This window comes from Actinopolymorpha pittospori (assembly GCF_014873875.1).
Lineage (GTDB): Bacteria > Actinomycetota > Actinomycetes > Propionibacteriales > Actinopolymorphaceae > Actinopolymorpha > Actinopolymorpha pittospori.
In genome coordinates, this window is record NZ_JADBEM010000001.1 from 829,182 (window position 1) to 841,322 (window position 12,141).

The 12,141-nt window shown below is 67.2% G+C and carries 11 protein-coding genes; 4 read left to right on the forward strand and 7 right to left on the reverse strand.

The genetic code is table 11. The features are described 5' to 3' along the window. Positions 1-147: 147 nt before the first annotated feature. A complete protein-coding gene (locus HEB94_RS50135; protein WP_238361410.1) occupies positions 148-459 on the reverse strand; it encodes an ArsR/SmtB family transcription factor in 312 nt (103 codons plus the stop codon). A 392-nt stretch (positions 460-851) separates the two neighbouring features. On the opposite strand from HEB94_RS50135, the gene HEB94_RS03765 reads away from it, so the two are divergent. Then, positions 852-1,313, forward strand: coding sequence for an STAS domain-containing protein (locus HEB94_RS03765; protein ID WP_192748645.1), 462 nt, complete (start codon positions 852-854; stop codon positions 1,311-1,313). 1,129 nt (positions 1,314-2,442) lie between these two features. Here the strand turns inward: HEB94_RS03765 and HEB94_RS03770 are convergent. From HEB94_RS03770 to HEB94_RS03780, 3 genes are all read right to left on the reverse strand, one after another. Beyond that, positions 2,443-2,598 carry a hypothetical protein gene (locus tag HEB94_RS03770; RefSeq protein ID WP_192748646.1) on the reverse strand — a complete coding sequence of 52 codons (156 nt, stop codon included), beginning with the start codon at positions 2,596-2,598 and terminating at the stop codon, positions 2,443-2,445. Between the two features lie 187 nt (positions 2,599-2,785). After that, positions 2,786-3,817 carry an aldo/keto reductase gene (locus tag HEB94_RS03775; RefSeq protein ID WP_192748647.1) on the reverse strand — a complete coding sequence of 344 codons (1,032 nt, stop codon included), beginning with the start codon at positions 3,815-3,817 and terminating at the stop codon, positions 2,786-2,788. Positions 3,818-3,870: 53 nt separating this feature from the next. Continuing rightward, positions 3,871-4,314 carry a nitroreductase family deazaflavin-dependent oxidoreductase gene (locus tag HEB94_RS03780; protein ID WP_192748648.1) on the reverse strand — a complete coding sequence of 148 codons (444 nt, stop codon included), beginning with the start codon at positions 4,312-4,314 and terminating at the stop codon, positions 3,871-3,873. Positions 4,315-4,550: 236 nt separating this feature from the next. On the opposite strand from HEB94_RS03780, the gene HEB94_RS03785 reads away from it, so the two are divergent. From HEB94_RS03785 to HEB94_RS03795, 3 genes are all read left to right on the forward strand, one after another. Continuing rightward, positions 4,551-5,120, forward strand: a complete 570-nt coding sequence (locus HEB94_RS03785) for a TetR/AcrR family transcriptional regulator (RefSeq protein ID WP_238361411.1) — start codon at positions 4,551-4,553, stop codon at positions 5,118-5,120. Positions 5,121-5,191: 71 nt separating this feature from the next. After that, complete coding sequence (locus tag HEB94_RS03790) at positions 5,192-5,440, forward strand: DNA ligase-like domain-containing protein (protein ID WP_192748649.1); 249 nt, start codon at positions 5,192-5,194, stop codon at positions 5,438-5,440. Positions 5,441-6,196: 756 nt separating this feature from the next. Then, the gene (locus HEB94_RS03795; RefSeq protein WP_192748650.1) at positions 6,197-8,878 is read left to right on the forward strand and encodes a polysaccharide lyase 8 family protein; all 2,682 of its coding nucleotides are present in this window, start codon (positions 6,197-6,199) and stop codon (positions 8,876-8,878) included. A gap of 249 nt (positions 8,879-9,127) precedes the next feature. On the opposite strand, the gene HEB94_RS03800 is transcribed toward HEB94_RS03795, so the two are convergent. The 3 genes from HEB94_RS03800 to HEB94_RS03810 form a co-directional block, all read right to left on the reverse strand. After that, on the reverse strand, positions 9,128-10,219 hold the full coding sequence (locus HEB94_RS03800) for an amidohydrolase family protein (RefSeq protein WP_192748651.1): 1,092 nt from the start codon (positions 10,217-10,219) through the stop codon (positions 9,128-9,130). 105 nt (positions 10,220-10,324) lie between these two features. Continuing rightward, entirely contained in the window at positions 10,325-11,191 is an 867-nt protein-coding gene (locus HEB94_RS03805) for a carbohydrate ABC transporter permease (RefSeq protein ID WP_192748652.1), read from the reverse strand. Then, positions 11,184-12,128 (reverse strand): carbohydrate ABC transporter permease, encoded by a 945-nt coding sequence (locus HEB94_RS03810; RefSeq protein ID WP_192748653.1) that lies wholly within the window; start codon positions 12,126-12,128, stop codon positions 11,184-11,186. The genes HEB94_RS03805 and HEB94_RS03810 overlap by 8 nt, the downstream gene beginning before the upstream one ends. Positions 12,129-12,141: the final 13 nt, after the last annotated feature.

Sequence of the window (12,141 nt, forward strand, 5' to 3'; positions counted from 1 at the left end):
GGCCTTCCCAAGGTCCAGGTGCGCGCGAGGCGCACATCCGGCACTGATCTCCGCACCGGGACATTGCCGCTGCGGAAGGCGTCACACGCCGCGCGGCCGCGCGGCGACGGAAGTCCGATTCCGACTACCGGTGTGGACCGCCGCTCCCTACGTCTCAGCTGCTTTCAGGTCTTCCAAGAGCTCCATTTGCCCCGATAGCACACCCGTCAAGATGGCCCGTGCCACTGCCAACAGTTCGGCCACCCGCGGGCTGGTCAGACGGTAGTAAACGGTCGAGCCCTCTTTACGAGACATGATCAGGTTCGCCCGGCGAAGCACAGCCAGCTGCTGTGACAGGTGTGGCGGTTCGATGCCCACTTCCGGGAGCATCTCGGCCACCGCGTACTCCCTCTCGCTGAGCAGCTCAAGAACGCGGATCCGCGCGGGATGCGCAAGCGTCTTGAAGAACTCGGCCTTCAACTGATACAGCGGCGTAGTCAGCGTTCTCGCCCCCGCACACTCGCCCCGCGGCGCCCCTCGACCAGAGATTCTCTGGCCGGGATCAACACCACCGTGTCTCGCACCGCACCTCCTTGGCAGCCGTTCGCGGGGTCTCGGCGAGGCCACCAAGCCCGAACCGCGCTGCAAGAGTACAGTATCAATTGCGAAAGTTCGCATGTGCGCTGAACAGCAGGAGGTGGAGGTGCGGGTCACGCCCATCCGCGGCGCTTGCGCGACCCGGCTGCTGTGTCTCAACTGCCGGGCAGTATTTGGGCGTAGCGCGCTCCGCTCCGAGGCATGCTGTCCCGTCTGTGGGGGTTTCGTCCGATTTTTGCAAATGACGGGATCTTTCGGGCCCTTCCGATTGCTCGATGCACCGGGAGGCCTCCGACCCGGTCAACACAAGACAGGACACTGACTGGCGAGGAGCTATCACCGCTGTGACCCTTCAATGGCACAACGAAAAACAGCGTGGCATCACGATCCTGCACCTCACCGGCTACCTCGGCGAAAGCGCCATCGACCGCTTCGCCGGCGCCGTCGGATGGGTGCTGGCCCACGGAACCGGGCCAATCGTGCTTGACCTTGCCGACCTCCACGGCTGGAGCGACGAAGGCCAAGCCGCAGTCGTGGACGCCGCGACTCGCCTCGCCAGTCACGAACGGATCCTCGTCATCTGCGGGCTGCATCGGGTCCCCGAGCCGAAGGCGCCAGGAAATTTCGGCCCACCAATTACCGTCTATCCCGACGTCGGCGCCGCCCTCACCGATCTCTGCCAGACCGCCAGTCAAGATCGACCTCCCCGGCGACAACCGACGAATCGCGTGCCCTGAGCAGACCGAACCCGCAGCTTCGAACCACCTTCGCGATGGGAACGCCGCCGAGGGAGGCTTGATGGTGCACCCTGCGTAGCCGCGGCATCTCCACGCGTCCGCCCGTCTGCTTCGTGTATTGCAGCCACGCGTCGCGGGTGTAGTCCTGGTCGAGCCGGTGCGCTGCTGGTCGACCTTCGCGGGCAGTCGCGTGCGAATCTTCTCGACCTCACGACGGTCGCGAGAGGACTCGGGTGAGATAGCTGTCCTTGCCGGTCCGTGGGTCCCTTCCGGCGTAGACGAGGACCTGAAACGAGTTCCCTCGTTGGCGGACGAAGCCACGCGTACGCCGCGTCGAGGCACTCTCCCGAACAGGGCGATCGGGATCGCCCGCGGAATGGTGCGACGGCGGTCGCGGACTGCCTCCGCTATGGTGACGACGCGGGCGTAGGGTACGAAACCCCTGGCTGGCCTTTCGCGTGCTCCGGGCCGCGGGTCTTTGCTCTTCGCGTTCGCTAGGTCTAGCTTTCGACGCCACAACTTTCTCGCCGACCTGGACGCCACCGGGCGAAGCTGTTGGTGCGGATCGTCGACGCCGACCTGGGCATCGCCGGCGCCCGATGGCAGCCGGGCGAGTGAGCGGTACCGGTTGATCACCACCCTGATCGACCACCAGCGCCACCCGGCACTCGAGCTCGTCAGGCTTTACCACGAGCGCTGGGAGGTTGAGATCGCCTACCTGGCATTGCGCCACACGATCCTCGAAGGTCACGTGCTGCGCTCTGGCGACCGCAGCGGCCTGCAACAAGAGACCTGGGCGGTGCTGGTCCCGCCACGCCGATCAGCGAGGTGTACAGGCCTTCCCGACGCGACAGGGCACCCTTCTCCGCCTTGTCCAACTGCTCGTACTCAGCCAAGATCTTCGCCTTGTACGACGCCGAGTACGTCCGCGCCTTCGCCGGGACCTCCCTATCAGGCACCCGCCCCTCGTTCGAAGTCACAGTAAGACTGAACTCCTCACTCGCCCTCAAAACAAAGTTTCAAGCTCCGATCCTGCCTCACTCGAGCTCGACACAGAGGGGACGCGCGCACTCTCCTCGACGACGCGATCAGCGTGCTACTCCTGCGACCACAGGGTTCCCTCAACCGGCTACAGGCCGCCATGCTCCTGGCGCAGTACCTCCTCGCAACCATCGCCGCCGCCACCGCCGAACAGCAGCGCCTGGTATCCGAACCGGCCCGGCAGAGCAGACAGTTCATCGCCGACCACCTGACCGAGTCGATCAACGTCACCACCCTGGCTCACGTCGCCGGCCTGTCGGCGCCCCGCCTGCACGCCCCCTTTTCCGCCAGGAGATCGGCCAGTCCCCAGGCGAGTACATCCTCCGCGCAACGGGGCTTGCGGCGCGGACTTCGTCGATGAGGCGGAGCTGCCACCGCCACCCACGAAGCTCGAGCACCACGGCCGTCCTCAACGTCGGCGGATCAGGGGTTCAGGCGGCGGAGCGCTCGGCCACCGACCGGCGGCGCAGGCTCACGTCGGCAATGGCCGGCGGTGTGTAGGCGGCGTCGTTGGGGCCGGCGTCGGTGCCGGGTGGTGCGATCTCATCAATCTGGTTGAGGACCTCGTCGTCCAGGGTGACGTCGGCGCCGGCGAGCAGGTCGTCGAGGTGTTCCATGGTGCGCGGCCCGATGATCGCCGACGTGACGCCCGGATGGGCGATCGCAAACGCCATCGCCAGGTGGGTCATCGGCAGGCCGGCCTGCTCGGCCAGCGGGATGAGCTGTTCGACCACCTCGAGCTTGCACTCATGGGCGAAATGCTCCGGCGTAGCCGCCACGCGATGGGTGGCGCCACCCTGTGCCCCCTTGCGGTGGCGTCCGGTGAGCAGGCCCTGTGCCAAAGGGCTCCAGACGAGGGCGCCCATCCCGTAGCGGCGCGCAACGGGCAACACGTCGCGCTCGATGCTGCGGTTCAGGATCGAGTACGGCGGCTGCTCGGTGCGGAAGCGCTCCAGACCGCGGCGTTCCGCGACCCACTGTGCCTCGACGATCTCCGCCGCAGGGAAGGTGGACGATCCGATCGCCCGGACTTTGCCGCTGTGGATCAGGTCGGACAGCGCCGACAGTGTCTCCTCGATGTCGGTCGTAGGGTCGGGGCGGTGAACCTGGTAGAGGTCGAGGTGATCGGTCTGCAGGCGGCGCAGGGAGGCCTCGACCGCGGCGATGATCCAGCGCCGAGAATTGCCCCGGTGATTCGGATCATCACCCATCGGGAAGTGCATCTTGCTGGCGAGCACGACGTCGTCGCGGCGGCCCTTGAGTGCCTTGCCGACGATCACCTCGGATTCGCCATCGGAGTACACGTCGGCGGTGTCGACGAAGTTGATCCCTGCGTCCAGCGCCCGGTGGATGATCCGGATCGAGTCATCGTGATCGGTGTTGCCCCAGGCCCCGAACATCATGGTGCCAAGAGCGTAGGGACTGACCTGGATTCCGGTGCGTCCCAGCGTGCGGTACTTCATGCCACTTCTCTCCCCGAGCCGCAGCGGCTCGGCACTCGAATGGTTGCCGCGGGTCACTCCGCCGCCGCCGCTTCGTGAAGCTCTTGGTCGTCGAACACGATCTCGACCAGTGGACTGTGTGCCAACCAGACATCAACGTCCTGGCGCGGAACACCTCGCGCCGCGTACTCCGGACGGTCCTGCAGGGCCACGACAGCAGGGATGACGCGTTGCCGGGTCTGTTCGTCGACAACAACCGCCGTCGCCGGCAGATCGGCCGTGACCCCCCGCTTCAGGTGGACCACGAATTGCGGGTTCTTGCGAAGATTCGCGTACCAGCCGCGGCGCGCCGGCATCCCGGTGAGGTAGAAGCGCCCGTCGATTTGGTGGAACCAGATCTCAATGCGCCGCGGCAGGCCAGTACGAGCCCCTGTCGTGGTGATGTCGATGACGTGGTCACCAGGCGGCGAGTCCGGCCGAAGCGCCAAGGCTCGGACGACCGCCTCGTCGACGCTCATCGCCCGGCCCCCACAACTGGAGGGCTACTTCCTCCACCGCATTGGGCTGTCATGACGGCAGCACGATCGACCATCGGTCCTCTCTTCCGTCGAGAGTCGTCGGGTCGGCGACGACGACCTTAACCGGCACAACGTGCCGGTATGATCGGATACTATGTCGAACGCTGTGCCGCTTACAAACTGGAGGGGGACCGTTGGCGACGACAGGAGGCACTTCGAACCGCGGGATCCGGCCGTTGCGAGCCGACGCGAAGCGGAACGTCGACGCCGTGCTCGAGGCGGCGAAGACCGCCTTCACAATGACCGGCGTCCACACGCCCGTCCGTGAAATCGCGGCCATGGCCGGCGTTGGAACCGGGACGCTCTATCGGCACTTCCCGCTCCGGGCCGATCTCGTCTCCGCGGTATTCCGACGCGAGCTGGACGCCTGCGCCGAAGCCGCCGCCGCACTTGCCTCAACCTACGAACCGATCGAGGCGCTCGAACGCTGGCTGGCGCACTACGTCGAACTCCTGAGCACCAAGCGCGGCCTGATCACCGCGATGCACTCCGACGCCCCGACGTATGAGTCACTGACGGAGTGTTTCCAAGATCCGCTCCGACCCGCACTGAGGCTGCTTCTGGACAACGCCAGTCGCGCAGGCCTCATCCGGCCCGACGTCGAGACCGACGACCTGCTCCAGGGTGTGGCCGCGTTGTGCCTCCTGAACACAGCTCAAACCCAGCGGATGGTCGCACTCCTGGTCGCCGGACTACGCAACGCGCCGCCTGGTCCGCCGTCGACTGCGACTCGGCCGGGGCGTTGAGACACAGTCGAGCGTGAACCGAGCCGCGGATCCGGCCGCGCCCCGCCGGGTGGCGTGGCGACACTGCCGGCATGGCCTCAACGGCAACCGACCTGCTCGGCCCGGTCGGGTTGGCGCTCGCCCAGGCGGTCGAGCAGGTGCCCGGTGAGCCGACACTGACGGGCGGTTGCCGCTACGAGTTGAAGTGGGCGGCTAGCCGCGCACTGGCCACAATTCGGAAAGATGCCTGCGTATCAACGTATTCGCGGTGCGGCACACCCCTCGCCGACGGGCTCCCCGAGATCGCGAGGAGCTTCGGCAGGTGCGCCGCCAACGGGTGAACACCCCAGTCCCCACCGATGGCGGCTCGGCAGCGAGAGAAGGGTCATAGACCCCATCGTCGAACTTCTGTTCGAATCAAATGGGGATATGGGCCAGCAGCGCAGGTACGGAAAGCAGGGAGTCGACGGCTACGAAGTGCCAACCGGCGGTCGCCGCCAGCAACTCGAAGACACCTGCAAGCCATCCACGTCCACGTCCAACTGACCGGGCAGGCCGGCATCTACTCCGGTGACGGCACCTGGCGCGCAGCCCCCACCGACCAACTACTCGCCCCCATGCTCGAAGGCCCCGACCGGGTGCGCCGCGGCGAACGCGTCGACGCGCCGACACCATCCTCGCCGCCGACCTGACCGACTCCCGTGAGGACATCCAGGACTGGCTGTACCGGTCCCGGCACTACGCCTCCCCGCGCATGCTCACCCGCCACCGGATCGCCGAAGTGCTCTACGCCGGGGTCGGCGCCGGGCTGCTCGAGCCTGTCCCGGGAGGCTGTGCGCACGACACCGTGACATCGTGACCGAATTCAGCGGGAACGGGCCGAACGTGACGCGACCTGACGGAATCGGCCGGCCGATCTCGCCGGTTCTCTTCTCTTGTTCTGATCCGCGGTCTAGACACGAAGGTCGCGCGTTTCTCGGCGGTCGTAGGCCCGACTGCCTATGCGCCCCGCGTGGTGCTCCGATGTTGCGCTCTGTGTTCCGAAGTTGTGCTCAGGAAACGAAGCCGACGCTGCGAATATCGAACGGAGACCGACCTTGAACGACGCCGGAAGCCCCCGAAATCCCCGGCACGTCCCGCTGTCCCGCCGACATGCACTCCACCTCGGAGGGCTGCTCGCCGGTACGGGCCTGCTGAGCCTGGCCCGGCCCCACGCGGCCCGCGCCGGCACCACCGCGGTGGGCGGAGCCGCAACGACCGTCGGCGCCGTCACGGCGGCCGATGCCGGCCCGTCCGCCGCCACCGACGACGACTTCGCCCGGATGCGGGCCCAGTGGCGGGCAGGGTACGTGGGCAGCGGCTACGACCCGGCCGACCCGGCGATCGCGCCCGGGCTCGCCAATCTCGCCGCGGAAACCCACCAGTGGTGGTCGACCATGGAAACGGGGGCAGACCGGGCGTTCCTGTGGCCGGACGCCAGGCTCGACGTCCAGATCTCGTTCGCCATCTCCATCTGCTTCGGCCGGCTGTCCCGGATGGCACTGGGCTGGGCGACGCCCGGCACCGACACCTACGGCGACCCGAAACTCCTCGCCGATGTGATCGCCGCGATGGACTGGATGGTCGCGCACTACTACCGCGAGGACGGCGAGATCATCGGCAACTGGTACGAATGGATGATCTCGGGGCCGCAGAGCTGCAACCTCGCGGCGATGCTGGTCTATGACCACCTGAACGCGGACCAGATCGGCGCCTACACCAGGGCGGTGGCCCACTACACACCCGAACCCAGCGCCACAGCAGCCAACCGGGTGCTCACCGCCGACGTGGTCATCGGCCGCGGCATCCTGGCCGGGGACGCGGCGGCCGTCCGGCTCGGAGTCGACGGGCTGGAGCCGGTAATGGCCTACGCCGACCACGGCGACGGCTTCCACCGCGACGGATCGTTCATCCAGCACGACTACTACCCCTACAACGGCTCCTACGGCGTCGCCCTGGTGGCCACGCTGCCGGGCATCTTCCAGCGAGTCGCGGGTACTCCGTTCGCGGTCAGCGACCCGATCGTGTACGAGTGGATCCGAGACGCCTACGACCCGCTGATCTGGCACGGCGCCCTGATGGACATGGCCAACGGCCGGGTCATAGCCCGCTACACCGAGCAGAACCACCAGGCCGGCCACGCCGCGGTCAACGCCGCCCTCGGCCTGTGGGTGGCCGCACCGCCCGCGACGAAAGCCTGGCTCGGGCCGATGCTGAAGGAGTGGATCCAGGCCGACACCCTGGACGACCCACTGGCCGGCCGCAGCGTCCCGGCCCTCCTGCAGGCGCGCACGCTCCTCGCCGACGACGCCATACACCCCCGTGGGCCGCTGGTCACCAGCCACGTCTTCGCCGCCATGGACCGGGTGGTACACCGGCGTACGGACTGGGCGTACGGCATCTCGATGTACTCCAGGCGGATCGCGAACTTCGAGTCGATCAACGACGAGAACCTGCGCGGCTGGCTGACCGCGGACGGCGCCACCTACCTCTACGACCACCAGCTCGACCACTACAACGACGCGTTCTGGCCCACGGTGGACCCCTACCGCATTCCCGGCACGACGGTCGACGTCCGCGAACGCAGGCCGATGGAGGGCCGCGGATACCTCAACCCGCAGGACTGGGTGGGCGGCACCACCCTCGCCGACCGCTACACCGCGGCCGGGATGCGACTGTCCTCCCAAGGCTGTTCGCTGGTGTCGCAGAAGTCGTGGTTCTGCTTTGATGACGAGGTGGTTGCGCTCGGCACCGGCATCACCGCACACGACGGCCGCCAGGTGGAGACCGTGGTGGAGAACCGCCGGCTGGCGACTGGGACCGAGGCGGTGCTGGTGAACGGGACGGCCGCGGTGCCCGGCCTCGGCGACGCGGCCACGACGCCGGGCGCCCGGTGGGTCCACCTCGCCGGGACCGGCGGATACGTGTTCCCCGATGGCGTCCAGGCACACCTGAAACGCGAACACCGGGTGGGCCGCTGGTCTGACATCACCCAGCACCCGTCCTGGAAGGACGACACCCCGCTCCCCCGTGACTACTTCACCCTCTGGCTCGACCACGGCGTGGACCCGGACCAGGCGACCTACGCCTACGTCCTGCTGCCTACCGCCGACTCTGAGACGACCAGGCAGTACGCCGAGCGGCCGGGCACCGCGATCGTCGCGAACATCGTCGGTGTCCAGGCCGTACGCGCCCTGACCGCCGGCGCGCTCGGCGTGAACCTGTGGGGGGCCGGCGACGCGTCGATCGTCTCCACCGACGGACCGGCCGGTGTGGTGGTGCAGGAGGGCGACGAGGAGCTCGGGTTGGCGGTGTCCGATCCGACCCGCAGCGCGGGGACGGTACGGGTCACGGTGCGGGTACCGACGAGCAAACTGCTGGCCGGCGACGACGGTGTTCGGGTGGTCACGCTGGACCCGCTGACCGTCGAGGTGGACCTGACCGGCACTGACGGCGCCAGCCGGAGTCTGCGGGTCGCCTACCGGGCCTGGACGGTGTCGGACCTGGCCCAGGTGCTGGCAGGCCTGGACACGACCGAGGTCACCCCGAACGCCCGGCACGCCCTGGCCCAGTCCCTGGAACTCCTCGCCGACCTGGTCGAACGCCGCCGCCCGGCACACGCCCAGCTGTGGGCGCTGCGGCGGAAGATTGCCGCCCTGGCAGGCCACGGCGTCAGCCCGGGGGCAGCCGACGCGCTGGACGACGGCACCCAGAGGTTGTTCGCCCGATTCCCGCGCTGACCGACTGGCCCTCCGAGACGTTCAGTGGGCGACCGCCTCGGCGGCCGCTCACTGAAACGTGGTGACTTTGGCGGTACCGCCTCGCAGGAGGGTGCACTCAGCTGTCGACCTCAACTCCGATGTGCAGTGCTCAACGACGGCCGCCAGGGCTGAGGCGGAGGCCGCGTCCGTGGTCGCACCGACGTCGGGCCGAAGTGTCCCAGACCGCGCCTCGGTGAGCACGATGGCGGTGAGCAGCCATCAGGTCCGCTACGCGCCTTCCCCTGTCGGTTGGGTGACGGTGTCACGCAAAGCCGGGACCAGCCGCGCGGCGTTCGCTCCGTAGACCTGGCGCAGCGCCTCCTGGTCCAGGTCCAGCCCGGAGATCGTCCAACGCCCGGCGCCCGGCGGGTTGGAGCCGGAGTAGGGGAAGTGCTCGTCGGCGGTCTCGAGGAACCGGAAGTAGCGCCGGAAAGCTTCCGCGGTTGGTGGGAACACGTCGGTGCCGAACAGGACGCGGTCCGGGTGCCGGTCGATGAGTGCCCGGGTGGCGCGCGGCTGGCGGCCCAACTCGGCGATGCGAGCGGCGATGTCGACATTGAAGTTCGGGTAGGTGGTCAGCATCCGGTCCACCCAGCCGAGGTCCTCGGCGTAGCAGCCCACGTGCGCGCCGATGACGGTCACGTCGGGGTGAGCGGCGACGACGTCCTCCAGCGCATCGAGCAGGACCTGCATCCGCGGGAACTGAGGATCCCCGAAGTACCAGTCCGGGCGCCTCACCAGCTCCTCGAGGCGCTCGTTGTTCTCGTCGAGCGGCTCGAAGAAGGCGGCCGGGTCGGCGGTGTGGATCAGCACGGGCAGCGACAGCTCCCCGAACGCGGACCACATGTCGAAGAGCCGGTCGTCGTTGATCATCAGGAGCTTGTCGTTCTCGTCCCGGATGTGGAGTCCGAGGTCTTTCCAGAGCTTGACGCCGGCCGCGCCCCGGCGTGCTGAGTCCTGCAGGCTGCGCACCAGCTGATCGGGCCAGCCCGGACGGGATGGCAGCGTCCAGTCGAGCCTGGCGAACGTCGCGAAGCGTCCAGGATGCGCGCGGTCGTAGCGATCCAGGTTGGCCTCCAGCTCTTCGCCCCAGTCGCCGTCAAGATTGACGATGGCCGCGACATTGCAGCTGTCCATGACCAACAGCAGGGCATCGACATCGGGCGCCGACGTCCACTGCCCGGTACGCCGTCGGCCAAGATGATTGTGCACGTCGATCGCGGGCGCGGCCGCTTGGTCAACCTCGTGGGCTGGCACCCGAAGCATGGGTCGCGGTGTGTAGTCACGCAGCCGTATCGCGGCCGCCTCGGCAGAATCCATTCGGGTCTCCTTTGGGTCTCAGCGTTCAGCAGCACATCGGACAGTTCGAGTGCGGTGACGTCGTGTCCGTTCTCGGCGACCGACTCGGGTCCACCGTGATCTCGCTCAGCCCTTGGTGGCGCTGAACGCGATGCCCTCGATGAAGTGGCGCTGGAACGCGATGAAGATGATGATCAGCGGCAGGCTTGCCATCACCGATCCCGCCATCAACACGGGGTAGTTCGTGAGGTACTGCCCCTGCAGGGTGGCCAGACCGGCGGAGACCGGCATGCTTCCCGGGTCGGTGTTCACTACCAGCGGCCACAGCAGGTCGTTCCACGACCACATGATCACCAGGATGGCAAGCGCGATCAACCCGGGCCGAGCGAGCGGCAGTACCACCTGCCAGAAGGTCCGGAACGGTCCGGCGCCGTCGATGTAGGCAGCCTCCTGGAGCTCCCGGGGGAGTTGCATGAAGAACTGCCGCATCAGGAAGGTGCCGAAGGCGCTGAAGATGCCTGGCAGGAAGAGAGCGGGAAGGCTGTTGAGCAGGTTCAGCCCGTGAATGATTTCGTACTGCGGGATCAGGAACAGCTGCGAGGGCACCATCAGCACGGACAGGAAGAGCCCGAACACCACCCCCTGGCCGCGAAACCGCAACCTGGCGAAGGCGTACCCGGCCAGCGAGCAGAACACCAACTGTCCGATGGTGCGGGCCAACGTCATCAGCACCGTGTTGACGAGCATCTGGCGGAACGGCATGGCGCTGAAGACGTCCATGTAGTTCGACCACTGCCAGACCTTCGGGAACAGCGTCAGCGGGACGGAGGTGGCTTCGGCGAACGTCTCGACCGAGATCAACAGTTCCAGCAGGAAGGGCGCGACCATCAGCAGCGCCCCCACCGACAGGACCACGTGGACGACGCGGTGGCTGGACCTGTCCCGTCGGCGTCCGCGGACACGGACCGCGGACGCCTCGACGGCGCTACTCATAATGCACCCACTTCTTCTGCAGCCAGAACTGGCAGCCGGTGAAGGCGATGATGATTCCCAGCAGGAGGAAGGCGATGGCGGCGGCGTATCCGCCGTTGGACTGCACGAACGCCTTGTCGTAGAAGAGATAGACGATCGTCTCGCTCTGTGCCAGTGCGGGGTTGTTCTTCCCGATCATGACGTAGATCAGGTCGAACGCCTGCAGGGAGTTGATGACGCCGATGACGGTGACGAAGAAGATCGTCGGCGACAACAGCGGCACCGTGATGGAGAAGAACTGCCGGATCTTGCCGGCGCCGTCGATCTCGGCGGCCTCGTAGAACTGGCGCGGGATCGTCTGCATCCCGGCCAGGAGCAGGATCATGTTGTAGCCGATCGAGGACCAGATCGAGACGATGGCTACGGCGTACAGTGCCGTGGCCGGGTTCGACGTCCAGTGCGGACCCTCGATCCCGACCACCCCCAGGACCTGGTTGAGCGGACCGTAGTCGCCGTTGTAGACGAACTTCCACATCAGCGCGACCGCGGAGGGCAGCGTGATCACCGGAAGGAAGTACAGCGTCCGGTAGATACCCAGCCCACGCAGGCCCGGTCGGTTCAGCAGCGCCGCGACGACGATGCCGATCGGCACGCTCAGCAGCGACAGCACCGCGAACACGAGTGTGTTCCGCAGTGAGTGCAGGATCTCCGGATCGGAGAAGAGCGTCCGATAGTTCTCCAGACCGGTCCAGGTGTGTCCCCCGAACGCACCCCACTCCGTGAACGAGTAGTAGAACGTGCGGAAGATCGGCCAAATGGAGAAGACGCCAAGGCCGATGACGCTCGGCGCCACCAGCAGCCAACCCCAGCGCGCCTCCAACCTCTTCTGGGCCGAACGCCGCCGGCCGGGACTACTGGTACGCCTCTCGTTCTGTACCTGTTCGGTGATTACTACCATGGCCGTAGACTCT